Here is a 24,445-nt window from a genome sequence, read left to right as displayed (position 1 = left end):
GCCCTTGATTTGCTGGGATTGGTATTCATGAAAAGAGGCTTCCTCCTGCAAAATGTTGGTTCTCACACTAACACCGCAGGAAAGGAAGCCTCATGGATGTCAAAGCTAACGTCGGAAGCCTTATTCACGCAATCGCAACTGATGAGATTGCGCAGTTCACTGGCCAAATTGCCGACGATTTGCGGCAACAAGTCACCATGCTGCTGGAGTTGTTCGCCGGGAACGACCCGACACCTTCGCGAACGCTTGACCTGGAAAATGCTCTTCAAGACCATCTTCGGGAATTCGGACGCAAGTTGATACAGTGGCTCGTTTCTCGACTTGAACCGGAACTCTCGCAGATGCCCGGAACGATCAAGCACCAACGTAAATCTTATCGTCGCTTGGCCGAAAAAACGCCACGGACCGACGTTGTCACGCGGTTCGGGAAAGTCACAATTGTTCGCGCCCGCTATCGACGCGGTCGATCCGGTCGAACGATTTTTCCGCTCGAAATGTTGCTTGGCGTGGAGAACGGATTCACGCCCGCAGCGGCGACCCGCGTCGGCAAACAATTTGCTGCCGCAGGAAGTTCTCAAGGCCGAACGCTGGAGTTGGTCGAGGATCAAATGGGTACGAAAATCGGCACCGAGAAGCTTCGCAAACTCGTCGGCACACTCGCTGGTGGCATGGAACCCTTTCGTGAGCAGGCTCAGGTGGACAAGTTGATGAAACTGGTCGAGCAAGCCCGGCAGCGGAAACTGAAGCCGGTGCTGTCGGTTAGTCGCGATGGTGTGGCCTTGGGCTTGGCACCATGGAGCTTCTTCGAGATGGCGAGCGTGGCCTGCGTGAGCGTGTTGGCTGACGGCAAGAAGCTCGGTACAGTCTACCTGGGCTGCACTCCCGAAAGCAATCAAGTCACGCTCTCGACGCAATTGACCAGCCTGCTTCAATCGACGATCCGTCGCTGCGGTGACTGCGTGCCGGAGATCGTGTACGTCAGCGATGCCGGCAAGGTCGAGACGGCATATTGGAAGAACACGTTGCGGAAGTTCTTCGTCGATGGCGTGCGGATCAAGATCACTCGCGTCGTGGATTACTACCATGCGGCGGAGCGTCTGACGACGATTGCCAAAGCGCTCAAGTTTGGCAAGAACAAAGGCAAGCGGCAGGAGTGGCTTGAACATGCTCGCTGGTTGCTGCTGCAGCCCGGCGGACACGGAAGGATGCTTCGCAGTATCGCGAAAATGCGAGAGCTACATAAGTACAAGGCGTCAGAGAAAGAAGAAGCCGTCAAAGCGGAACGATACCTTCGTCGCTACAGTCGTTTTATGAATTATGCTGAGATGAAATCACGAGGCTACCCAATCGGTAGCGGCGTCGTGGAATCGGCTTGCAAGCAAGTGGTCAGCGAACGGATGAAGTTGTCCGGCATGCGTTGGCACAAAACCGGCGGCCAAAGAACCATGAGCTTACGCTGTCTGCTACTGAGCGGAATTTGGGATACTGTCTATAGGGCTTGGCTCAACTCAAAACCAACCGTCAGCGAACTTATGAATTCGGGAACCCTGTGAATTACCGACTCGATGAGCGCAGCACCCAGATCGCACCCAACAGGATCTTTAACAAGATCCACTACGGTAAACCCGTCGCTTATTGTTCCTGGTATCCTAACAGGCTGTTGGCTTAGTTCCAGTTTTGCACTTTCCGCATGCTATCCGGCGAGCGTCGCCAGGAACGTGAGCAGACGTCTGGAATTATCGTCGGGTGTCGCAGCGAGCGACACCCCCGATAATTTCTCTTCCCAGGATTTGCGGCGTAGCGTCGTGAGCATGTCCGCGAAGCTCGGTTCAGACTTCCAGTGGTACCAAGGTCGATTCGGAAACTGGAGTTCCTCGTGGCCTTCGGTCGCGAACCACAGGATCGACAGGCTGTACAGGAACATCGCCATCGGAGCGGTTCGTTCGACCGCTTTGGGAGTGCGGTTCGCCGGATCTTCTAGTCCGAGATGTTGCTTGCAATCGAAGTGCGTCACTTCAATCGACCAACGTTGCGAGAAGATCGAAAGAATTTCCTGGGGCTTCATCGACACGTCGGTGCAGTAAAAGATTCGTGTCGGCCGCTGACCCACGGTGTCTTGCGAGAGCACCAGGCGAAGCAGTCGGTCGTTGCCGGCTTTGTAGTACAGTCCCGTGCGAGTTTTCACCCGCAGCGATCCGTGCAGCCCGTATTGATCGTAGTGGAGCGTTTGCCAACGTGAACTGTCCTGCTCCCAAGCAGCGGCATCTTTCAACCGCTCACCTTTCTTACGGCGAGGCCCACGACGGACGGTTGTTTCTTGAGGGGCCGGTGAGTAGAGCGCCGCCTTGGCATGAACTGGGCCAATCAACTCAAAGTTCTCAGGCAACTTCGACAGCACGCTCTTGCCGCTGTAAAGACTGTCGACGACGAGAATGAACTGGCGATCTGGGAACCATGCAGCAACCATGGCCACCATCTCAGCCATCAGTTCAGGCCGTGTTTTATGGGCTTTTGGATCGGGTTTGTTTTTCTTCTTGGCGTTCTCAGCTGCCTTCTTCTTAGCTGCTGCGGCTTGCTTGGCCTGCTTGGATGCGGCACGCACCTGCGCGGCGGTGGGATTCTTCTTGCGTTTGCCTTTCCCTTTGGCGAGCCCCTGGCGATTGCGATAGAGCCTCATGCAAATCGGCAGAGAAAAGACTTTCGTCGGTGCCCACCATGGATGAGCAATCACGATGCACAGGTCCACCCAATCGTGCCCCCAGTGACAAATTTTCTTGGACTTCGACGAACTCAACGCATCGTGGTGCATTCCAGCACCAAAGATCCCCAGGCCGCGTTTACGACAGAGGGTGTCATCCCCCGAAAGCACGATCGTGGCATCGGCACCGATCAAGTTGTTCAGGATCAACTGGGCCAACAGTTTCCAGAGATGATCGATGTCCCAAGCCGCTTGCGAGAAGAAGCGGTGGTAATCAGAGAAATGCCCGTTGCCAACGGAGTCGCTGGAAATAATCAGATCGGTGACATAGCGATGTCGGGCTGACAGAATCCAGCCGGTCATCAACAGGCGAAACGTTTGGAAGCTGGGAGCGGTGAAAGCTGGGGAGAACGTGCGTAGCAGAGTCTCGAACGAACTGGTAAGTTCCATGGTGGGCGGCTTCCGTGCCAAAGGATTTGAAAGTTTGAAGGTTCAAATCTCATTGGAACGGGCCGCCTTTTTCGTGCCAATATCAGTTAGCAAAAAGTGCAAAACTGGAACTTAGCAACGCGGGATCAATAACTGGCGTAGTGGATCTTGTTAAAGATCCATCCAGACCAGGATCTTTAACAAGATCCACTACGGTAAACGCGTCACTTATTGTTCCTGGTGTCCTTAGCCGAAGTTCGACCGGCGATAGTGAGCCGAATGAGTTTGGGCATCGGGTAGCCCGATGCCATCCGGTCGCGCACGCGGGCTCGGCTCAAAAAATCAACGCGCCGCTAGCGAACGCGCCGTGAATGCCGCTTCGCCCTCCGGCCTGATTGTGCCGGTGCTGATGGGTGTTGCCGCCCCCGTATGCCTGTGAGTGGAAACCCGCGCTGTCGTGACGGTGAGCCAATCGTCGACGCTCGTCCTTGAATATGACTTGGCAATGGGCCATAGTCATGGGCTCTTCTCGCTCGATTGGCCTGCTACTTGGTGCATGACATGACCAAACTTTATCCACTGCGGTTTAAGCCGCTGTTTCGGCAGTATTTGTGGGGCGGGCGGCGGCTCGGGACGGAGCTGAATAAGCCGATTGGTGAGAATGGTGTGTTCGCCGAGAGCTGGGAAATTGTCGATCATGGTGATGATCAAAGTATCGTCGCGAATGGATCGCGGGCGGGGGCGGGCCTGCACGAATTGATCGAGCAGGATGCGACAGCGATACTCGGCGATCGCGTGGCGTCGTCGATCCGCAGTGAGTCACTGCCCAGCAATTTGCGAAATCGTTTTCCGCTGCTGTTGAAGATACTCGACGCCAATCGCGATCTATCGGTACAGGTCCACCCGAACGACGCACAAGGCAGTCGGTTGGTGCCGCCAGACCTGGGGAAAACGGAAGCATGGATGGTGATGGATGCCGTTCCTGGTAGCAAAATCTATGCGGGGCTGAAGGCGGGGGTTGACCGCGAAGCGTTCGCGGCGGCCGTGGCAGCGGGGCGCACGGAAGAGACACTCCACTCATTCGAACCGAGCGTCGGTGACTGCATCTTCATTCCCGCGGGCACCGTGCACGCTATTGGAGCGGGATTGCTGGTGGCGGAAATTCAACAAGCCAGCGACACGACGTTTCGGATCTATGATTGGGGACGCGTCGAAGCGAGTGGACAACCGCGGACGCTACACATCCAGCAGTCTCTGGAGGTGATCGATTTCGAGGCCGGGCCGGTCCGACCCGTGACACCGGTGCCGGTGCCAGGTGAACCTGCGGCGGTCACGCTGGTGGACTGCGACAAATTCACGCTGCGGCGATACTCGCTCAGCGAGTCGCAAAGCCTTGCCACGAAGGGCACCTTTCAGGTCATCGCCGTTTTATCAGGAGCGATTCGGGTTGCTTCCGATCCGTCGGGCGACGTGCTGCGCAAAGGCGATACGATGTTGGTGCCCGCGTGTGTCGAGAGCATTGATATTGATTTGGTCGAAGCGGCGGATTTGATGCTTGCCTCGGCGTGAGCGAAGCACGTCCGATCAAGTCCTTCTGTTGAACCGCCTGGGCACGCCCACGTGAACCGCCTGGGCACGCCCACGTGAACCGCCTGGGCACGCCCACGCGAGGCTTGCGAAACGCGGCCCGATGGGCACGCGGTCGCTGACGCGTCTGGCGTCATGTTGCCCCGAGGCTTGCCGGTCTTTGCTTGCGTTTAGCTCAGCACTTCGTCGCGGCACGTGTTCGCCAGCGGGCCGAGGCCCGCGATTTCGACGCTGCATCGATCGCCGTCTTTCAAGTATCGCGGTGGGACGCGTGCATCGCCCACACCGGGTGGTGTGCCTGTGAAGATCAGATCACCAGGGCGAAGCGTGATGAATTTGCTCAGATGCGAGACCAGCGTGGGGATACCGAAGATCAATTGGGCCGTCGTGCTCGACTGCACCACTTCGGCTCCGGCTCCGTTGCCAAGCACCATTTCAACACGCACGTCATCGGCGTTACCGAACTGGGCTGCGGTGACGATGGCGGGGCCGACGGGGGCAAACGTATCGAAGGTTTTCCCGAGCAGCCACTGACCGCCGGGGCGACCTTTCTGCCAATCACGCGCCGAGACGTCGTGGCCGGCCGTGTATCCAAATACAAACTGCAATGCGTCTGCTTCGCTAACGTGACGTGCTGTCCTGCCGATCACGACGACAAGTTCGGCTTCATAATCAACCTTCGTGCTCAGTTTGGGCAACACGATGTCTTCGCCGCAGCCGATCAGGCTGCTGTTGAATTTACTAAAGACAACCGGTTCGGTGGGTGGTTCAGCCCCCGTTTCGATCGCATGGTCGAGATAGTTCAGGCCAATGCAGATAACTTTTTCCGGCGCATCGACGGGCGGTAAAAATTTTTCAGGAGCGGGTTGCCACTGGCCCGCTGTCGGCTGTGGTATGCTCTCAATCTGCTCTGCGGTCCAGTCAAAAATATTCTTGCTGTTTGCTAGCAATGCTTCCGTCGATTCATCCGTGAGGTCGGCAAGTGGACAAACCTGCGGGGATTGCGATGAATCGGTGGCACCGGCGCGGTAGAGTGCGAAACGAACTTGACCCGAAGGTTCCAAGTAACGACAGAATGCGGCCATGATAGAAACCGTGAGGTGAGTGCGGCGATGAGTGAAAGCGAATCGTGATTTGAATCGTGCGTGGGCGTCGGATGCTGAATAACTTTCGAAACAAATCTTTACACAGCGACACGATCTCGGCATACTGCCAACCATCATACCGTGCAGTCGCGGTCGACCCAACCTGCGTGGGATGGGTACTTTGACAGCGTCCGTTTGACTTGCTCTTTTCGCGTGATCCGACTTGATGATGAACACCCTCGCGGTCAATCAGTTATCGACATTTCGGTGGGATCTCGAGACAGATGCCCAGGCATACGCCGACCACGGGTTCGGTGGCATAGGCTTGTTCCGTCCCAAAGTGGACGACTTTGGCATCGATCGCTGTGTGGAGTTGCTCGCTGACTTGAACTTATCGGCGACGTCGCTGAGTTGGGCGGGTGGGTTTACCGGCAGCGATGGACGTGGTTTCAACGACGCGGTTCGTGACGCGATGTCGGCGGTGACGGACGCAGCGAATCTACGCGCCGATACGTTGATCGTGTTAGCGGGCGGCCGCAATAATCATATTCGCCGCCATGCGAGGCGAACGCTGTGCGAAGCGCTAGCGAAGATATCGATCGTTGCGGAAGAGTTCGGAGTGCAGATCGCGCTCGAACCGTTTCATCCGGGATGTGGTCACGAATGGTCGTTCGTGAACGATCTCGAATCCACGCTGCAGATCATCGACATGGTCGGCAGCCCCAATCTCGGTATCGTGTTGGATACGTACCACGTCGGCATGGACGACGAAGTACTGAGGTGGTTGCCACACGTGTGTCCGCATGTGCAATTGCTACAACTCGGAGATGGCCGACACAGTCCACTGGGCGAGATGAACCGCTGCCTGTTGGGTGATGGCTGCGTACCGATCGAGTCGATCGTCCACACGCTTTTGGACCAGGGCTACGAAGGACCAATCGAAGCCGAGGTGATTGGCGAAGATGTCGAACCGCTCGAGTATGAGATTGTGCTCGAACACACACGGCACTACCTCGATCAGTTGACGCAATCGAAAGTGCACTGAGCAGCGTAGTGATCGCCGCCTTGCCTGCATTCGGCATGCAAGTGCAGCACCGTCGGCCCTACGGTTTGGGGACGTGACGGTATTGGCCAAAATTGCTTTCCGCAATCCGCCGCATGCGACTCTCTCCCTCCCGACTGTGGTAGCTGATCGTATGAATGATGCTGATCGGCTTGGTTTCACCGAATAGATTCGTGACTTTGTTTTCCTCTTGGAGCAAGTCTTCGATGCGCTGTGGGAACTCACCATCGGAGAGCAGGAAAATAACGTCCGGCTTGAGTTTTTGCAGCGCGTACTCAAGCGGTTCGTACGGTGCCTTGCCACGATCCATCTCAACCCGCATGGCCCAGCTCTTGAGGCGTTGTTTATTGACTGCCGTCGCTGGAACACTGCGTGATTCATTTTGGTCGGCGCGTGTGATCCGCATGTAGTCGCAATCGGCGTCAAAGAAGATCACGTAGAACCGCTGCTCGGGCTGGAGCATATCGATGGACTCCAACAGCGCCCGGCGGGCCGAGATGAAGGCATCCCCCATGCTGCCTGAGCTGTCGACGAGATAGACGAAATGATTGCCACCGCCCTCAACGCCACAAAACTGCATCTTGCTGGCAGTGTCACTTGGTCGTGCCTGCATCGCCGCTGAGGAAGCGGCAGCGTTTGAGACGAACGATTGCATCGCGGGTGAGGGAGTCGACAGGGAACCGAGGGAGTCCGCACTGACCTCGACGATTCTCATCTCACCGAGTGGGTCGAGCTCGACAACCGACTCCTCAGGTGTCGCCTCCGATGTCATGGATTCGGGCTGGGCAGCTTCGATTTCGAGAGTTTGAATCGTTTCCTCGGTGGGCTCGCTTGCCGATGCGGCGAGCGCGATTTGATCCTTGGGCATCACGGCATTCAGGGTGAAACCGGCCAGACACAGCAAGAGGACGAGGTGCACAACGGCGCTGGTGATCACGGCTGTGGAGCGGCGTTGTGGCGCCGACGCGCCAGCCTGTTCAACCAGCTCGGCGGGGCAGGGCAGGGGGCCGTTTGGACGGTGGGAGCCATCGTCGATTGGCTTGGCATGGGGGCCATGGTCGTCGCGGCCCTCGGTTGCCGGCGGTGTATCGACTGCCGGTGCAGACACCTGCGCCGGTGGCGGTGCTTCGGCGGAATCCTCGCTGCCGGTACGCCAACGCATCCGAGGTGGCTTGATACCGCCGTGCGGTCCATCTTGCCGGACACGCTTGATGCCTTCGCGTGATTGAACCTCCCGAATGGCATCCCAGCTCTCGAAGCGAATTTTGGGCGGGGCCGGGTCCGGCCCCGAGCCGACAGTGCCCCCGAGCCCGCCCAATGGGGCGCCGCTGGCCTCCGGTGCAATATCGGGAGTTTTCAGTGGGGACTCAGCGGAAGCCGCCGCGGTGGTTTCATCGAACCCAAATTCCAAAAGCTGCACGGGAGTGAAGGTTTCCCCCGCGTCGATACGCTCGAGGAGCGATTCAAGCTGCTCGGCGGAGGCATCCAGTCGCGAGGCCTGCGCCTCCAGCCTTGCCGCTTCGGCTTGGCGGCGAACGCGGACCAGTTCGTGCAAGATCTTCGCCCGCTGGCCGGCGATTTGTCCAGATCGATGCACGCCACCGACTGGCGGCGGGGCGTCCCGCTCGGCAGAACCCCGCTCGAAAGCAGGTCTTTCCGTGGCGGGCGAGTTCGTGGCGGTTGGGCGGGGTGAGCGGCCCGACTCGGGCGGGGTCATGTCGATTCGCTCATGGTAACCTCGGGGCTCAGGTGGACTCGAGCAATTCCTGGAATGCCCGGATCCACGCGGGGTGTGCGGGCCATGCGGGGGCCGTGACGAGATTGCCGTCGACGTGGGCGGTGTCGAGGTTCTTGCCGGGGGTGACATATTGGCCCCCCACAGCGGTGATTTCGGGAGCCACGGCGGGATAGCTGCTGCATTGCCGCCCAGCCAACACGCCTGCGGCGACTAAGATCTGCGGGCCGTGGCAGACCGCAGCGATCGGCTTGGCAGCATCGGCGAAGTGGCGGACGATCTCGAGCACGCGTTCGTTGAGCCGCAGGTACTCCGGTGCTCGGCCGCCGGGGATGATCAGCGCGTCGAACGTTTTCTCGTCGAGGCTTGAGAAATCTGTATTGATCGCGAACCGATGGCCCGGTTTCTCCGAATAGGTTTGATGCCCTTCGAAGTCATGGATTGCGGTCGCAACGCTGTCGCCGGCCTTTTTATCGGGGCACACCGTGGCGACGTCGTGGCCGAGCATCAATAGCATCTGCAGGGGCACCATCGCTTCGTAGTCTTCGACGAAGTCGCCCACGAGCATTAAAATTCTTTTGCCCGAACCAGCCATCTCAATTCCATCGGTTTTTGTCAGGAGAACGTAAGGATATGTCTTGAGCTTACCCGATCCCATTGGCGATAGGGAATCTCAGGCCAGATAAAATTGGCGATTGCGCCAGGGATGAACTATATTCAACGGTACTCTATTCATTTGAACACTTTTCCACTGATCCTTGGATCCACCCCCATGCATTGCATGCTCACCCAGTCTGGGCTTGGTCGCCGCGCCCGCAACTGCCTAGCCTCTCGCGCCGCGGGCAAACGCCCGACCGCCCTGTTGCTGGCTGGGATGTTGGCAATTGTCGCCACGCCACTGTCGTCGCGGGTGGGCGCGGTGGAGCGTGACGTGATGTCGCCCACGGAAATGGATCAGATTGGATTGGTCCAGGCATGGCGGCGGCACCTCAGCGTCCCCGTTGGCACCCAATCGATCATCGATCACAAATTGTATGTGCACAAAACGTCGCCCAAGCAATATGTGGAGGTGGTTGGCAAAATCGATGCAGCAAACGCTGGGGCCCCCAAAAAACCCGCAGCACCAGGAGAATCCGGTGGCGCGGATCAGGCTGCAACCAAGACAGCGAAACCGAGCGACACGGGTGCGAAAGACACCGCGGGCCAACCGCCGGCCGCCAGCGTCTCAGTAGAACCACCCGTCTACGCGAGATACTTGCTCGAAATACCTGATATCCCCGAGAAACCGGAACCGGAGACACCTGAGACGGAGCCGACGAAACCCGAGACCACGTCTCAATCGACGCTCGCCCGCATGACGATGAGCGGCAAGGCTAGTTTTGCCTCGAGCGGCTTGCTCGATCGAACCGAGGCCGAGCGACGGGCACGCAATGACATCCGGCGGCTCAAACGCCGCGGTATCGAAGCGGAAATCCGGTTCCGCGAAGTGCCGACCATTCGCATGTACACACTCGCCGATGACGGCACGCTGGAGTGCCGTGACGCCGAAACTGGTGAGATCGTATGGTTGCAACGTGTTGGAAACCGCGATAAAGGCTACAGCGGATTCGGGGTGGACGATCGATTCCTAACCGTCGTCAACGGCAGCGAGTTGATTAAGCTCGACAGCGTCAAGGGCGGCGTCTACGACGTGCAACAATTGACCTTGATCCCGACCCGTGGACCGCAGCACTGCGGCGATTTTGCAGTGGTGCCATCGGTGGGATACCGGATGGTGGCCTATCCGCTATCCGACGAGCACCGTGACCCGCTCACCGAAACCGTTTATGGGGACGCTCTGGCGTCACCAACGCTCGCAATCGGCTCCGATAAACTTGCGTGGGGAACGGCGCGGGAATTCATCTACGTGCTGGAAGTCTCGGGGGAACCCACGATGGATTTCCGCCTGAATACGGACGGCGTCGTCAACGGAAAATTGGCAGCGGCATCCGGCAACCGTTTCTACTTCGGCTCCAGCTCGGGGCAAATTTACGGTTTGCGGGCCACACGGACGGGAGAGGTCATATGGACCCGACCGACCGGTGACCCAATTCATGAGGCGCCCGTTGTTTTCAATGATCGGGTGCTGTTTCTCTCCACTGATGGCAATTTAATGTGCGTCGATGCCGCCACCGGAGCTGATTGCTGGGATAGCTTGGCGCACGGAGTGGAACTGGTCATCGGCGTGATCGGAGATCGCATCTATGTGCGGACTCTCAGTGGGACGATGGAGGTTTTGGATGCTGCCGATGGGAAAGTCATCTATCAGTTGCCTGGGATGAGACCCCACATCTGGTCAACGAACATTGTCAGCGATCGGCTGTATCTGCTTGATAAGCATGGCTCCATCCAATGCTTGCGTCGGCCCGATGCTGAGATGCCAACGCTGACGGTCAGCACGGAAGTCATCCCTGCCGAAGACGCCACCCAAGAAAAAGAGAAGAAGTCGAAAACCCCCGCCAAGGAAGCTCCCGATGCCAACGATCCGTTTGGCGGTGGAGCGGATCCCTTTGGTGGTGGAGCCGATCCATTCGGTGGTGGTGGAGCAGATCCGTTTGGTGGCGGGAACGATCCGTTCTGAGCTGGCGGAGGAGACGATCGGTTTGGCGGCGCCCTCCGGCTGATCAAACCATGAAATGGATCGACGGGTGCTTGCACGCCGGACTCCTCCCGACCGGCGGAGCCGTCAGTCGACAATGAGCCAGACGGCTTCGTCCGTCTGAGCTGCTACAGCCTCAGCATCCCCGCTTGGTGGGTTCCCTGAGGCGGCCTCACGCTGGAGCCGGATATTTGCTACAATCCGGCCCGATGTTCACGTGTCTTTCGTCCGTGTTTTCCGGCCTCACAGCCGCCGATTTATGAGCGACTCCTCTGCCCCTGATCCTTCCCAGTCCGATGCCCAAAATGGGGATGCGGAAATTGCTGCCACTGAACAAGTTGCTGCGGACCCGGTAGCCACAGATCAAGTAGCTACGGCGCCGAGCGAGGAGAACCCCTACGTCGCGTTGGTTGCCAATTCCGAATACACCGACAAGGACTTGCAGCACCTCTCGGACCTCGAACACGTCCGCGAGCGGCCGAGTATGTACATCGGGGACACGTTTTCCCGCGGTTTGCATCACCTGGTCTATGAAGTCGTCGACAACTCGATTGACGAAGCGATGGCTGGATTCGCTAAAACGGTTTCGGTCGTGGTGCATACCGACGGTAGCGTGACGGTTGAAGACGACGGGCGAGGTGTCCCGGTGACTCGTCACGAACAGCTTTCTGAAGAACTCGATCGCGAAGTCAGCACGCTCGAGGGCGTGATGACGGTGCTGAAGTTTGGTGGCAAGTTTGAGAAAGGTGCCTACCAAACCTCCGGCGGTCTGCACGGCGTGGGGGTCACCGTGGTGAATTTCCTCAGCCAATGGGCGGAGGTCGAAGTCAGCCGAGATGGGTTCACGTGGACTCAGGAGTACGAACGCGGCGTGCCGATGGGACCGGTCAAGAAAGGCCGGGCGACCAAGAAAACCGGGACGAAAACGACATTCAAAGCCGACGGTCAGATCTTCTCAACGACCAAGTACGCCTACGACACGCTGCTCAAGCGATTGCAGGAACTCGCGTTTCTCAATAGTGGCGTGCGAATCAAGTTCCTCGACGAGCGAAACGGCGAAGGCGGCGACTTCCAGTACAACGAGGGCATCGTCGAGTTCGTCCAACACCTCAACCGGGCCAGCGACCCGTTGCATGCCGATGTGATCCACGTCCTCGGCGCACGTGAGGGTGTCGAATATGACATCGCCATGCAGTACACGACGGAGTTCACCGATACGGTCCAGTCCTACGTCAACAATATTCATACGACCGAAGGCGGCACGCACGTTTCGGGGTACCGTTCGGCCCTGACGCGAACGCTCAACACCTACGGCAAAAAGGAAGGCCTGTTTAAGGCCATCACGCCCACGGGTGACGATTTCCGCGAAGGCTTGACCGCCGTGATTAGCGTCCGCGTGCCCCACCCGCAGTTCGAAGGGCAGACCAAAACGAAGCTCGGTAACGGCGAAGTCGATGGGATCATCACCAGCGGCGTGGGCGAAGCACTCTCGAAATATCTCGAAGAGAACCCGAAAGTCGCCAGGACGATCGTCCGCAAGGGACTGCTCGCCGCCGAAGCCCGTGAGGCCGCTCGCAAGGCAAAGGACCAACTCCGCAAGCGGAAAGATGCGTTGGGCGGAGGCGGATTGCCAGGAAAACTACGCGACTGCATCTCGAAAAAGATGGAAGAATGCGAAGTTTACCTGGTCGAAGGTGATTCGGCAGGCGGGTCCGCTGAGGGCGGGCGAATGCGAGAGTTCCAAGCGATTCTGCCGCTGCGTGGTAAAATCATCAACGCCTACAAGAGCCGCGAAGACAAGGTGCTCGCCAACCAGGAAGTCCAGTCGATGATCCAGGCGATTGGCACTGGAATCGGTGTCGATCAGGACCTGACACAGCGCCGCTACAACAAAGTCATTATCATGACTGACGCGGACGTCGACGGCAGCCACATCCGCACGCTGCTGCTCTGTTTCTTTTATCGCCAGATGTACCAATTGGTCGCCGCTGGACACGTCTATGTCGCCCAGCCACCACTGTTTCGCGTTTCGCACGGCAAATCCCGCTATTACGTGCAGAGTGAAGAGGAGATGAAAGGGCAATTGCTCGATCGCGGTCTCAACGACACCGTGTTCGAAGCCGAAGATGGACGCCGAGTCGAGGCGCAGCAGATGCGTGCCTTGGCCGAGGCATTGGCGAGCATGGAGGATGCTGTCCTGGCCCTTGAGCGTCGAGGCGTCAGCCTGCGAGTGCATGCCATGCGGCTGGATCCTGTGGCCGGCAAACTGCCGGCGTTCCTGGTTACGTTCCAGGGCGAAGAGCATTGGTTCCATACCCTCGACGAAGTCGAACTGTTCCTGACCGAGCGAGGCGCCAGCCTCGATATCGAAGAGGACACCCACGAAGACGCTCAGGAAGACGGCGACGCAGCGACTGACGCGGATGCAAGCGAAACGCCGCCTGAGGCTGCTGCGGCAGCCACCGTGGACGAAACGGAACCGGACGAACGGATCGTTGCCCACCTGACCGAGTTGCATGAAGTTCGCACCATCAACAGTGGCCTGAGGGAACTCCAGCCGATCGGGTTTGGGCTCGACGACCTTATCCCCGCTGACCGCACGGGATCGACGGCACCGCGATTCGAATTGATTCGGGGCGAGGATATCCGGCGCCCCTTGGAAGATTTACGGGGCCTGCTGCCCGAAATCCGGGCCGCTGGTGAAAAGGGCCTGACCCTGACCCGGTTTAAGGGACTCGGCGAAATGAACGCGGAAGAGCTTCGCGAAACCACGCTCGATCCCGCCAACCGCACCCTGATTCGGGTGAACCTGTCCGACGCCGGTGCGGCCGACGAAATGTTCCGCTTGCTGATGGGGGACAAGGTCGAGCCACGCCGCGAGTTCATCGAAACCCACGCGCTCGATGTCCGAAATCTGGACGTTTAAGATCGAGCGTGAAATCGCGATAGGCTTTGTGGCGAGTCGCTCCGCAATCGGCAATTCCGACCGCGGAGAGTTCGCCCGCTACGATTCGCTGCTAGTTGATCTCGTCGTACAGGATCCGGCCCGCCAACCAGATCCGGAAGCGGCGGATGGCTACACCGCGAGAGAATCCGATTTCAACGGACATATTGCGATCACCTCCACCCCCCCATGCTGGCTTGATTGCGATCGATTCCGGAAGCGTGAAGTCGAACTTGGAGTGGATTTTCAGCCAACTGACACGGAACCAGCACAACCGGCCATCGATTTCGACCATTTGGCGAAAACGCCAACCGCTGTAGGTCAGCCTCCCCACGAACGGCCCATCGATGTCGATAACACGGAACAGGAAACTGCTACGCAGCAGCACCGCATGATCCGAAAAAGCCCCTCGCTGCGGAGGCGAATCCGAGGAGACGGAAAATGGGTTGGGGTTGCTTTTTTCCACATTCTTCTCGGGAACTATGTTGATACGGGGGATTCATTGACTTAGGATAAGGCTGTACAGCTTGCCTATTTTGCCAGTGAATTGACGGTTGACGGAGAGGGTTAGTGACTCTTTCGCGTAGGTTTGAAACTTTTTTCAGTATGAGACTCACCATGACACGTTTCTTAACCTTGATCGCGTTATGCGGATCGGCGGCCTGCCTGTTGTCCGCAGCTCCCGCCGTGGCTCAATCGAGCACGCTCGCTGCCACCGGTCACCTTACTGTACCGCAGTGGGTCAATCCGGCGACGCCTGGCCAATTGGGCGGTCAAGTGGTTTTGCCATTAGCCGACGGCTCCTTCGAAGTGATTGCGAACGCTGTCGTCGTCATGACCAATCAAGATGGCGAAAAGTTTCACGGCGTGACAGACGAGGCGGGGCAATTCGTGATCGCAGGAATTGATTCAGGAGTGTATGCACTGACCGCTCGCGCCAAGGGTGTGTTTGCGTGCTGCGCAATGCATGTCGTTGACGGCGAGATGGCTGCTGCCGACACGCTGCCTCAGCAAGCGGAGATTGCCGCCGCAGCGATTGATTACACGGTGGTTAAGACCTCGATCCTACGCTACCTGCCGCCTTCCCGTGACGAAATCTCATACAGCATCGATGACGTGGACCTGGCGGGCATTTCCGAACGCGTAGCGGGCGCGGCCTTGTTCCGCGTCAGCCAGAGCGAAGGTGGACTCAAAGGTCGTCTGCATGTCGCCGGAGCGCACGGCACAACACTCGGGGACGCCGGGCTACTAAACGTCTTCCTCGTTCACCAGGGCGAAGTCCTGGATCGCGTGGTCTCGATGCACGACGGCACGTTCACCTTTGCTGACGTGGCCCCCGGCGAATATTCGATCCTAGCTCTGGGCCAAGCAGGTCTGGGGATGGCTGGGTTTGAACTGATCGATGAGTCAATTGTGAATCAAGTTGCGGGCACCGCGACTGGCCGTACTGCCGGCGCACAGGGGCAACAAACGCTGACGTCGCTACGCAACGGCCTGTCTTGCTGCCGGGAGTTCGCGATGCAGATCGCGCCCCTGCCGCAGGCAATGGAGTGTTGCGAAGTAGAGGTTTACGAAGAACCTCTGCTTACCGAAGAGTGCGTCGATTGTGTTGCCGAATGCGACACCTGCGGAGCCGTTGATGAATGCGGGAATCCGATTTGCGATGCTGACCCCTGCGGCAGCGCCGTGGGTGACGGCGGATTCAGCACTGGCGGCGGCGGTGGCGGTGGCGGAGGAGGTGGCGGCATGGGCGGCGGTTTCCTCGGCTTGGCTGGCCTGGCGGGACTCGCAGGGCTCGGCGGTTCCGGCGACCCCATCATCGTTCCTCCAGATCCAGTTAGCCCAGTCCGCTAAGGAACGAGCCGAAAACTACGGTCTGAAGTTGTGGTCGAACGCTCTGCGGTCGACCATTGCGACCACAGAGCATTCGGCCGCTTATCTCCCGCTCGTTCCTGACGAGTTCGTTGACACAACACCGAATCCCAAAACCTCGAAAGTCCCCTTTCGAGGTTTTTTGTTGTGGTTGTGGGAATGGTGCCGGGCGTTCACAATAGCGACGTTACGTTGAGCAGGCTCAAGTATTCCGTCACATCGGACGATTGCTACTTACCTGCTTGGCATGTTGTTTTGAGAGTCGGATCGACTCATCCGGGAAGGGCCAAGCCTGTTTCGGATCGACACCTATCTTTGCCTGAGGAAAATATGAGTGCTGTTGAGGAAGTTTCCGAAGCTGAACTTCAGTCGTCTGCTGCGGCGTCTCTGGATCGCCTCAATGAGCATACGCTCAAGACCGTCCATTGGCATTTCAGTGACGAAACGGGCTGTCCGTTTTGGCTAGAAAAGAAGTCCGAGTTGAATTTCGATCCGCTCAAAGACGTCCGCTCTTTTGCCGACCTGAAAAAGTTCCCGCACTTCGAGGACGAGTGGCTGCGTGGTGGACCGATTCGTCGTTGGGTTCCCAAAGGACACGCGGGCAAACCCGTGTACGTCTTTGAGACGGGCGGCACCACCGGTGTCCCGAAGAGCCGCATGGTGATTGAGGACCACTGGAAGGACTACGAGTTATTCAGCGAGACGCTGCCGGATAAATATTTCCCGAAAGGCGCGAACTGGTTGATGCTCGGCCCGAGTGGACCGCGGCGTCTCCGTGTTGCAGTTGAGCACCTGGCCCAATACCGGGACGGCATCTGTTTTTGTATCGACCTCGATCCGCGCTGGGTCGTCAAGCTGATCAAGAAAGGATGGATGGATCATCTCGAGGAGTACAAGAAGCACTGCGTCGATCAAGCCGTCACGATCTTGACCGCGGGGCATGATGTGAAGTGCATGTTTGCCACGCCAAAGTTGCTCGAATCACTGAGCGAAGCACTCGAGGAAAAAGGCACCAGCCTAGCGGAAGTCGGGATCACGGGGATCTTTTCAGGGGGCACCGAGTTCACGTCGCAATGGACGCGTTTCTGTGTCGAAGAAATGCTGGGCGGATTGCCCGAGGAGAGTGGCATCTACATGACGCCCACCTATGGCAACACGCTGATGGGCTTGGCCTGCAGCAAACCGATTACCGCGGACGACGGCTATAAAATCGCCTACTACGCCCCCCAACCCCGCGCCGCCACGGAGGTGGTCACATTCGACGACTACGACCAAGTCGTCGGCTACGGCGAAACGGGACGGGTGAAACTCTACACGCTCACCGACGAATTCTTTGTGCCTGGATTCATGGAACGCGACGAAGGTGAACGCGAACGTCCCATCGCGAGTTACCCCTGGGACGGTGTCAGTGGCGTCCGTCCATTCCACGAACTCGCCGGCGCCACGACCGTGGGAGTTTATTAGAGAGGGTCCAGAAAATGAGGGTTCAGGGTTCAGGAAAGTGGTTCGCGGAGAGCTGCTTTCTTCCTTGAACTCTAAACTCTGAACTCTTGGTTCTTCACCCTTCCTTTCTCCTGAACCCTTCTTCTTATGATTACTCTCAATCCACTTCGCTGGGGCAAGCAATACGAGTCCCTCGAGTTCAATGACGTTGTTCATTTTGATACGGGAGAACCGATTGCGAGAGTCGGCACGGTCGGTGGCGGAATTGTCGCGAAGGATCTCGCCAAGGCTCATCTCGCTCGCAAAGCGTTGCTCGAAGTGCCGACGGACGAACTGATTGCGATGAGCAAAAAGGCAGCCGAACTGTTCGAGAACCAGCCACTGCGCGTGGGCGATTCGATGCAAAGCGTCGATGACTTTGTGCATCAGCAATCCGCCAGCACTGGGTTGCCCGAGCACATGTGCCGTTCGAACATGGCCAAGAACAGTTTCGTGCTCAGCCGGATGGATGAGATCCTGCAATGCTTGACGCGTGGTTTGGACCTGTCCATTCTGTCCAAGGGATACGGTGATGAAGGGCGGGGTGTCACGGTCAGCTACCAAGCCCAAACGCCTGTACTGGGCGCGGTGTTGCCCAATAATTCGCCTGGTGTTCATACGCTGTGGCTGCCGGCGATCGCTCTGCAAATCGGATTGGCGCTCAAACCGGGATCGCAGGAGCCTTGGACGCCTTACCGGATGGTGTCTGCGTTCATGGAGGCGGGCGTCCCCGCCGCCGCGTTCGGGTTGTACCCGGGCGGCCACGATGCCGGTGGCGCGATCATGGCCAAGACGGCTCGCAGTATGATCTTTGGCAGCGCTCAAACGCTCGCTCAACACGCTGGCAATCCACGCGTGCAAGCTCACGGGCCAGGCTTTTCCAAGATTCTGCTCGGCGATGATATCGTCGACGATTGGGAGCGGTATCTCGACGTGATGGTCGAGAGTGTCCTGAGTAACTCGGGGCGTAGCTGCATCAATTGCTCGGGAATCTGGGCCAGTCGCCATACCCGCGAAATTGCCGCCGCGATCGCGGAAAAAATCGGTCCTATCGATGTGGTGCCGCCAACCGATCCCACTGCCCAGCTCGCCGCCTTTACCGTCCCCGCAATGGCCACGGGAACGTGGGCGATGGTCGAGCAGGATCTCGCGGAGACTGGCGTGACGGACATGACAGCCCAGTATGGCGAGAAACTGATTGAGCGTGATCACTGCGCGTACCTGCGACCGATGGTCGTGCATGCTGACTCACACGAACGAGCCGTCGCGGCCAAGGAATACATGTTCCCGTTCGTCAGTGTGGTCGAGTGCCCACAAAATCAAATGCTACGAAACATCGGCCCCTCGTTAATTGGAACGGTAATCACATCGGACGAAACGTTCATCTCCGATGCCGGCCGCTGCGTCGAAATCGACCGCCTAAACATCGGGCCGATGGCGACCAATCGCATCAATTGGTTGCAGCCGCACGAAGGCAATATTATCGAGTTCCTGTTCCGGAACCGGGCATATCAAATCGCTCCGATGCCGAGCTAGGCTCTCATCGCCTCGCCGCGTCAATCAAACCATTTTCAAAACCAACCTCTCGCCCCACTCACCGCTGTGACCCAATTACGCCGCCGCCCCGTTGTTCTCATCGTTCGTGATGGATGGGGACAGAACCCTGACCCGAAGTGGAATGACAGCAACGCTGTCTATCTGGCCAAGCGTCCCGTCGACCATAAACTCACCGCGGAATACCCGTCGGTATTGATTGCGACGTCCGGCGAAGACGTGGGGCTGCCTGATGGTGTGATGGGCAACAGCGAAGTGGGACACCAAAACATTGGCGCGGGCCGAATTGTTGACCAAGAAGTCATGCGGATCACACGGGCGATCCGCGACGAATCGTTCTTTTCAAATCCTGTCATCCAGGGTGCCGTCGAACATGTCAAGAAGTCGGGTGGTCGCCTCCATCTGCTCGGACTGATGTCCGACGGACGCGTTCACAGCGACCTGCAGCACGGCATGGCGTTCATTGATTTGGCGAAGCGGAACGGCTTGCAGGGGGACCAACTGGCCATCCATGCGATCACCGATGGACGCGATACTTCGCCCCACGGCGGTTTGAATTTTGTGAAGCAAATCGAGGACAAATGCGCGGAGGCCGGTGTCGGTGTCGTCGCATCGGTGATCGGTCGGTTCTATGCAATGGACCGAGATCTGCGCTGGGAACGTGTGCAATCCGCTTACGACATGATGACCAAGGGGGCCGCGAACACTGCGGCTTCGGCCGGGGAAGCGATCCAAAGTTATTACGATCATCCCAGCGACTCGAATCGCACCGGAGACGAGTTTGTCGTGGCCACGTCAATCGTCGCGCCGGGCCAATCGCCAATCGTTGTGGCGGCGGGGGACGCGGTCATCTTCATGAACTATCGCGGTGACCGAACACGGGAGATCACCAAAGCGTTCACCTACAGCGACGCTGAATGGCAGAATATCCCCGGTGGTGGTTTCGATCGTGGAACGAAGATCGATAACCTCTTTTTCGCGACGATGACCGGTTACGAAACAGGGCTGCCTGTGGAAGTCATCTTTGAAAAGCGGGCCAAGATGCCCAATATTCTTGGCGACGTGGTCGCCGCGGCAGGCTTGAAACAGTTCCGCTGTGCGGAAACCGAAAAGTATCCGCACGTGACCTTTTTCTTCAATGACTACCGCGATGATCCGTTTTCCGGCGAAGAGTGGGGCATGGCGCCCTCACCGCGGGACGTGTCGACGTACGATCAAGAACCCGAGATGTCGGCCGAGGGGATCACCGAGCAGGTGCTCGAGCACATCCAGGCCGGTGAAAATGATTTGTATATTGTCAACTTCGCCAACGGCGACATGGTGGGACATACCGGCGTTTTGAAAGCCGCCATCACCGCCGTGGAGAAGGTCGACGATTGCGTCGGGCGTATCGTGGATGCAACCTTGGCGGCCGGCGGCAGTCTCGTCGTGACCGCGGACCATGGCAATTGCGAACAGATGATTGACCCGGTAACAGGTGGCCCTCACACCGCACACACGACCTACACCGTGCCACTGATCGTGGTGGACCCAGATTCACGCGGTAAAACGCTTCGTGAGGGTGGGCGTCTGGCCGACATCGCGCCCACGATTCTGGCCCTGATGGGGCTCGCCAAGCCTGCCGAGATGACGGGTGAGTCACTGGTTGACGTTTCCTAGACGAGTTTCACAGAACGCGGCATCGCGGCGCGTTGATTTCACGAGTCGCGTGAGCGGGCCAGGTGGCTCTCGGGATGCTAGCGGTACAACGAACTTTCTCAAAATTCGACTTTAACGATTAGGAAAACCCTAACGGAGGTTAGCGGAAGGTGCCGATAAATGGTTCAGATGGAGGTCTACTTATACGCCACCCGTTTGTTCCCCCGAAATGATTTCAATGCGAAACCTTTCCCAGCCTCGGCAACCTGCGAAATCGTTAATTCTCGGCCTGTCAGTATTGACCATGTGTCAAGCCGTGCTCGCCATCGAGGCCGTCCAAGCGGATGCTCCGATGACGCGTGCACAAGCGATGCAGACGACGGAGCAGGCGAATTGGCGCCCGGTGAGTGCCGCAGAGTGTGCGGCGTCGTCTTCACAGGCTCCCTATGCGGAGTTTGACGAATCGTATGAGCCCCTGCCTGACCTCGGTTCATTCGAGCTTGATGCATGCGACCAATACGGCGCCTGTGATGAGTTCAGTGCCTGCGCCCCCAATCGCATGCCACGCAACTTTTGGATTCGCGCCGAATACTTACACTGGTCCCTCGATGCGATCGACTTACCCGCCCTGGTCACAACCAGCCCGACGGGCACCTTGCCCGAAAATACCGGCGTCCTGGGCGAGCCCGGAACCGCGGTCCTGTTCGGTGGCACGTCCTACGGCGACTCGTTTCGCTCGGGCGCTCGCGTCACCATCGGCTGGCAAGATGATTCCTGCGGAAATGGCTGGGAAGCCAGTGCGATGGGCATTTTCAATGACGACACCTCGTTTTTCAGCAACGCCGGCTTGCTCGCTCGCCCCGTATTCGACACCGGGACCGCGTCCGAAGCGTCGATGATCGTCGCTCATCCGGACTATTTGACCGGTTCGGTTTCCGCAACCGTCGGCAACAAGTTGCAGATGTACGACATCAGCCGACGATTAAACCTGGCGTCGTCGCAGTGCCAGTCCGTCGATTTCTTGGTCGGCTACCGATATGCTCAACTCGACGAGATGCTGCAGGTGAACCAGTCATCGGTTTACACGCAGCCCCAAGGTCAAATCATCGCGGGAACGACGGTGGACCTGTACGATCATTTCTCGGCGGAGAATCGCTTCAACGGCGCACAGCTGGGACTCCAGTTCCAGCAACGCTCCGCGTCGACGACCTTGTCGTTAATCGGCAAGATTGGTTTGGGTGTCAACCAAGGCGAGGCCACGATTGACGGTTCAACCGTGACCACCGTTCCCGGTGGCGGTTCGGCGACGTTCAACGGTGGCCTGCTCGCCCAGAGCACGAACATCGGTGTTTACGACGAGTCTAAGTTCGCCGTCTTGCCCGAGGTTGGTGTGAATCTGCATACCCGCATCGACGATCATCTCGAGGTGTTCGTCGGATACAGTCTGTTGTACTGGTCCGATGCCGTCCGCGTGAGCGACCAGGTCAGTCGCAAGGTATCCCAGTTCCCACCCGAACCGATCACGGGAAGCGCGGATCCCGCGTACCAGTTCCAGACCGACAGCTTCTTCGCCCATGGTTTGAACGTCGGTGGCACGATCACGTTTTAACGTGGGCTAAACAGGACGCGTGAAGCATCGAGGGCAGGAGTCGTCGCTTGGGACCATTGTTCCGAGAGAACAATGCGGCAACGGTTCCCCGAGACGAGGCCTCGCATGGGAACGAGTCCCATCCTGGTCAGCTCAAGAGCTGAACTTGCGGCGAGATGGCGATTCACAGAGCTGGTTCCTCTTAGGAACGACGCACGCGTAGCGTTTCCGAACGTATTCTCTTTGCTCCTCAGCAGCGTCAACACGCCAACGAGTTTTCACAAGATCTGTGGGAGTTCGTTCAGCGGGACGTCTCGCTATGGCTATCTGGAACTGGGCAAGGCGCTCGGAGCCGGGCCGACACTGTGGCTACCGCACGTTGGACTGCAGAGCCTTTACACTGATCTCAACTCCGTTCGAGAGTCAGGTGACGCGGACTTTGGCTTGAACGTCAGTGCGAATGACCGTGATTCGTTGCGATCCCTAGTCGGCATTGACGTCGAGCAATCAGCTCCAACTGGGCTGGGCCCGGCTACCACGCGTCTGCGACTGGGATGGTTTCATGAATTCTTAGACAACACGAGTACCCTCGCCAACCAGTCCCAGAACGCGAATGCCACCACACCGTTCGATTCACGCAGTGTGAACGCGGGGCGAGATTGAGCATCCGTCGGCCTGCAGTTGGACTGGGGAGCGTTTTGGGGAGGCCGTTTATCGGGTGGCTACCAGGGTTTCTATACCCCCGATACTACGTTCCACCTGGGCTCGATTGGATCGACGTGGATGTTTTGAACGACTCCCGCTCCCTATTTCGACGTGGGGCTGATGTCGAGTTTGCAGCATCCAAAGTCGAGTGAGCCGACTTTTTCCGTTTTGCTGGGCTGCTTGTGGAAATCACTGCTGAGTGAGTAGTAGATGTATTTCCCTTGCCGCTGCGTCGAAACGAGATGGGCGTGAAAGAGCACTCGCAAGTGGTGGGAGACGGTGCCCACTTCTTGATCGAGGGCGAGGGCCAAGTCCGACACGCTTAGCGGTCCCGACTGCAGCGCCCGCACGATTTGTAACCGTAGCGGTTCCGCTAACGCTTTGAGGTAAGCGGCGCAGCGAATTTCGTCCAAACCCGTGACATTGTCCATGGCCACATTCTAGCGTTCGCGACTGCGGCTGCAACGTTGTGTCCATCGCCATCAACGGCGTTGATCCACCTCGCCCGGGACAACGCCCTGCGGATTACCTAGAGATCCTGAAACGATCCCGGTGATTAGCCGGTGGTTTCACGACCTCAATTTCGCCACGTCGCACGCACATTGAAATCGTGCTTCTTTGCGGTGTGCGAATCAAAGATGTCCCCAAAGACATCGTCGACGGCTTGGGGCGTGAGCGGGGTTTGTGTCTCCGCCAAGGGGCCTGCTGCTTGAGTGCGTTGCACTTGCGGTTCTTGCCAGGAAGCGTCCTCGTATTCTTGGTCGAACTGCGACTCGATGGGAGTTGCGGTGCAGTTATCTTCATTGGCATCAGCGGAAAATGACCCTTGGATCCGCTTTGATTGCACCTCCGCGTAGGTCCCTCCACTGATCTCGATTCGCCCGTCGCTGGAGTCGGGGCCCACAACAGGCTCGTTCGTCAGTGTGATGAGCCCCTCGTTGAGACGCACTTTTTGCACGTCAATGAGAATTGCTCCATCCTGCTGAGCATTGGGATTCGGCGTGAAATCGATGTCGATCAATGCTCCATCGCCCGTCTCAACGGGAGTCGCCGAAAAAACGAATGCAACAATCGTCCCGGCTTCCTGGTTCACGTTCGCGATGACGGCCGCACGACCGCCCCAGACTGACCCGCTGCGGATTTGCGACGCATCCGTGGTGACTTCCGAGGGATCGAATTGGATCCGCACCTCGGCTGCCCGCATTCCGTCAGCGCCGGATACTTCAATGGGCGTCGAGATCTCCGCCGGGACTGCTGACTGTTGATAGTTCGCCGGTGCGGGTAGCGGAGTGTTCGGCATAGAAACACTGGCCATCATACGTCTCGATTCGAGACACTGCACCGTCAAACGAGAGGTTCGGTTTGCCATCCTTGGCCCGCCAGAAAAGAGGGAAGAGAATCGACGATGAGCCCAGCCACCATGCCGC

The 24,445-nt window shown here is 58.1% G+C and carries 18 protein-coding genes; 11 read left to right on the top strand and 7 right to left on the bottom strand.

Annotation, left to right across the window (positions count from 1 at the left end; all coding sequences use genetic code 11):
* Positions 1 to 92 precede the first annotated feature (92 nt).
* Positions 93 to 1,553 carry a hypothetical protein gene (locus tag SH410x_RS00960; RefSeq protein ID WP_473673834.1) on the top strand — a complete coding sequence of 487 codons (1,461 nt, stop codon included), beginning with the start codon at positions 93 to 95 and terminating at the stop codon, positions 1,551 to 1,553.
* 140 nt (positions 1,554 to 1,693) lie between these two features.
* Here the strand turns inward: SH410x_RS00960 and SH410x_RS00955 are convergent, their stop codons facing one another.
* On the bottom strand, positions 1,694 to 3,148 hold the full coding sequence (locus tag SH410x_RS00955; protein ID WP_473669018.1) for an IS701 family transposase: 1,455 nt from the start codon (positions 3,146 to 3,148) through the stop codon (positions 1,694 to 1,696).
* A 540-nt stretch (positions 3,149 to 3,688) separates the two neighbouring features.
* Here SH410x_RS00955 and SH410x_RS00950 point away from each other — a divergent pair.
* Positions 3,689 to 4,696 carry a type I phosphomannose isomerase catalytic subunit gene (locus SH410x_RS00950; protein ID WP_473673833.1) on the top strand — a complete coding sequence of 336 codons (1,008 nt, stop codon included), beginning with the start codon at positions 3,689 to 3,691 and terminating at the stop codon, positions 4,694 to 4,696.
* 188 nt (positions 4,697 to 4,884) lie between these two features.
* Here SH410x_RS00950 and SH410x_RS00945 read toward each other — a convergent pair whose 3' ends face one another.
* The gene (locus tag SH410x_RS00945) at positions 4,885 to 5,799 is read right to left on the bottom strand and encodes a fumarylacetoacetate hydrolase family protein (protein ID WP_473673831.1); all 915 of its coding nucleotides are present in this window, start codon (positions 5,797 to 5,799) and stop codon (positions 4,885 to 4,887) included.
* A 226-nt stretch (positions 5,800 to 6,025) separates the two neighbouring features.
* On the opposite strand from SH410x_RS00945, the gene SH410x_RS00940 reads away from it, so the two are divergent.
* Positions 6,026 to 6,844, top strand: a complete 819-nt coding sequence (locus tag SH410x_RS00940; RefSeq protein WP_473673829.1) for a sugar phosphate isomerase/epimerase family protein — start codon at positions 6,026 to 6,028, stop codon at positions 6,842 to 6,844.
* 58 nt (positions 6,845 to 6,902) lie between these two features.
* Here SH410x_RS00940 and SH410x_RS00935 read toward each other — a convergent pair whose 3' ends face one another.
* Positions 6,903 to 8,459 (bottom strand): vWA domain-containing protein, encoded by a 1,557-nt coding sequence (locus SH410x_RS00935; protein ID WP_473673827.1) that lies wholly within the window; start codon positions 8,457 to 8,459, stop codon positions 6,903 to 6,905.
* Between the two features lie 148 nt (positions 8,460 to 8,607).
* Positions 8,608 to 9,192, bottom strand: a complete 585-nt coding sequence (locus SH410x_RS00930) for a DJ-1/PfpI family protein (protein WP_473673825.1) — start codon at positions 9,190 to 9,192, stop codon at positions 8,608 to 8,610.
* A gap of 177 nt (positions 9,193 to 9,369) precedes the next feature.
* Between SH410x_RS00930 and SH410x_RS00925 the strand changes: the two genes are divergently transcribed.
* Both SH410x_RS00925 and SH410x_RS00920 read left to right on the top strand, forming a co-directional pair.
* Positions 9,370 to 11,217, top strand: coding sequence for a PQQ-binding-like beta-propeller repeat protein (locus tag SH410x_RS00925; RefSeq protein ID WP_473673823.1), 1,848 nt, complete (start codon positions 9,370 to 9,372; stop codon positions 11,215 to 11,217).
* Between the two features lie 277 nt (positions 11,218 to 11,494).
* Positions 11,495 to 14,161, top strand: a complete 2,667-nt coding sequence (locus SH410x_RS00920; protein ID WP_473673821.1) for a DNA gyrase subunit B — start codon at positions 11,495 to 11,497, stop codon at positions 14,159 to 14,161.
* 91 nt (positions 14,162 to 14,252) lie between these two features.
* Here SH410x_RS00920 and SH410x_RS00915 read toward each other — a convergent pair whose 3' ends face one another.
* The gene (locus tag SH410x_RS00915) at positions 14,253 to 14,567 is read right to left on the bottom strand and encodes a hypothetical protein (RefSeq protein WP_473673819.1); all 315 of its coding nucleotides are present in this window, start codon (positions 14,565 to 14,567) and stop codon (positions 14,253 to 14,255) included.
* 230 nt (positions 14,568 to 14,797) lie between these two features.
* On the opposite strand from SH410x_RS00915, the gene SH410x_RS00910 reads away from it, so the two are divergent.
* From SH410x_RS00910 to SH410x_RS00885, 6 genes are all read left to right on the top strand, one after another.
* Positions 14,798 to 16,033: a carboxypeptidase-like regulatory domain-containing protein gene (locus SH410x_RS00910; RefSeq protein WP_473673817.1), complete on the top strand. Its 1,236-nt coding sequence runs from the start codon at positions 14,798 to 14,800 to the stop codon at positions 16,031 to 16,033.
* A 348-nt stretch (positions 16,034 to 16,381) separates the two neighbouring features.
* Entirely contained in the window at positions 16,382 to 17,515 is a 1,134-nt protein-coding gene (locus tag SH410x_RS00905) for a hypothetical protein (RefSeq protein WP_473673815.1), read from the top strand.
* 126 nt (positions 17,516 to 17,641) lie between these two features.
* Positions 17,642 to 19,069, top strand: coding sequence for an aldehyde dehydrogenase family protein (locus SH410x_RS00900; RefSeq protein ID WP_473673813.1), 1,428 nt, complete (start codon positions 17,642 to 17,644; stop codon positions 19,067 to 19,069).
* A 66-nt stretch (positions 19,070 to 19,135) separates the two neighbouring features.
* Positions 19,136 to 20,746, top strand: a complete 1,611-nt coding sequence (gpmI, locus tag SH410x_RS00895) for a 2,3-bisphosphoglycerate-independent phosphoglycerate mutase (protein WP_473673811.1) — start codon at positions 19,136 to 19,138, stop codon at positions 20,744 to 20,746.
* Positions 20,747 to 20,963: 217 nt separating this feature from the next.
* On the top strand, positions 20,964 to 22,334 hold the full coding sequence (locus SH410x_RS00890) for a BBP7 family outer membrane beta-barrel protein (protein WP_473673809.1): 1,371 nt from the start codon (positions 20,964 to 20,966) through the stop codon (positions 22,332 to 22,334).
* Positions 22,335 to 22,556: 222 nt separating this feature from the next.
* On the top strand, positions 22,557 to 22,976 hold the full coding sequence (locus tag SH410x_RS00885) for an autotransporter outer membrane beta-barrel domain-containing protein (RefSeq protein ID WP_473673807.1): 420 nt from the start codon (positions 22,557 to 22,559) through the stop codon (positions 22,974 to 22,976).
* 143 nt (positions 22,977 to 23,119) lie between these two features.
* Here SH410x_RS00885 and SH410x_RS00880 read toward each other — a convergent pair whose 3' ends face one another.
* Positions 23,120 to 23,449 carry an ArsR/SmtB family transcription factor gene (locus SH410x_RS00880; protein WP_473673805.1) on the bottom strand — a complete coding sequence of 110 codons (330 nt, stop codon included), beginning with the start codon at positions 23,447 to 23,449 and terminating at the stop codon, positions 23,120 to 23,122.
* Between the two features lie 146 nt (positions 23,450 to 23,595).
* Entirely contained in the window at positions 23,596 to 24,333 is a 738-nt protein-coding gene (locus tag SH410x_RS00875; protein WP_473673803.1) for a cohesin domain-containing protein, read from the bottom strand.
* Between the last annotated feature and the right edge of the window lie 112 nt (positions 24,334 to 24,445).

The organism is Rhodopirellula sp. SH410 (genome assembly GCF_055811895.1).
This window is presented reverse-complemented; position numbering and strand designations above follow the sequence as displayed.

What these genes read in the sequence shown, in the direction of transcription:
- SH410x_RS00960 (WP_473673834.1), top strand. Translation starts at nt 93, where the DNA reads ATGGATGTCAAAGCTAACGTCGGAAGCCTTATTCACGCAATCGCAACT.
- SH410x_RS00955 (WP_473669018.1), bottom strand. Translation starts at nt 3,148, where the DNA reads ATGGAACTTACCAGTTCGTTCGAGACTCTGCTACGCACGTTCTCCCCA.
- SH410x_RS00950 (WP_473673833.1), top strand. Translation starts at nt 3,689, where the DNA reads ATGACCAAACTTTATCCACTGCGGTTTAAGCCGCTGTTTCGGCAGTAT.
- SH410x_RS00945 (WP_473673831.1), bottom strand. Translation starts at nt 5,799, where the DNA reads ATGGCCGCATTCTGTCGTTACTTGGAACCTTCGGGTCAAGTTCGTTTC.
- SH410x_RS00940 (WP_473673829.1), top strand. Translation starts at nt 6,026, where the DNA reads ATGATGAACACCCTCGCGGTCAATCAGTTATCGACATTTCGGTGGGAT.
- SH410x_RS00930 (WP_473673825.1), bottom strand. Translation starts at nt 9,192, where the DNA reads ATGGCTGGTTCGGGCAAAAGAATTTTAATGCTCGTGGGCGACTTCGTC.
- SH410x_RS00925 (WP_473673823.1), top strand. Translation starts at nt 9,370, where the DNA reads ATGCATTGCATGCTCACCCAGTCTGGGCTTGGTCGCCGCGCCCGCAAC.
- SH410x_RS00920 (WP_473673821.1), top strand. Translation starts at nt 11,495, where the DNA reads ATGAGCGACTCCTCTGCCCCTGATCCTTCCCAGTCCGATGCCCAAAAT.
- SH410x_RS00910 (WP_473673817.1), top strand. Translation starts at nt 14,798, where the DNA reads ATGACACGTTTCTTAACCTTGATCGCGTTATGCGGATCGGCGGCCTGC.
- SH410x_RS00905 (WP_473673815.1), top strand. Translation starts at nt 16,382, where the DNA reads ATGAGTGCTGTTGAGGAAGTTTCCGAAGCTGAACTTCAGTCGTCTGCT.
- SH410x_RS00900 (WP_473673813.1), top strand. Translation starts at nt 17,642, where the DNA reads ATGATTACTCTCAATCCACTTCGCTGGGGCAAGCAATACGAGTCCCTC.
- SH410x_RS00890 (WP_473673809.1), top strand. Translation starts at nt 20,964, where the DNA reads ATGCGAAACCTTTCCCAGCCTCGGCAACCTGCGAAATCGTTAATTCTC.
- SH410x_RS00880 (WP_473673805.1), bottom strand. Translation starts at nt 23,449, where the DNA reads ATGGACAATGTCACGGGTTTGGACGAAATTCGCTGCGCCGCTTACCTC.
- SH410x_RS00875 (WP_473673803.1), bottom strand. Translation starts at nt 24,333, where the DNA reads ATGGCCAGTGTTTCTATGCCGAACACTCCGCTACCCGCACCGGCGAAC.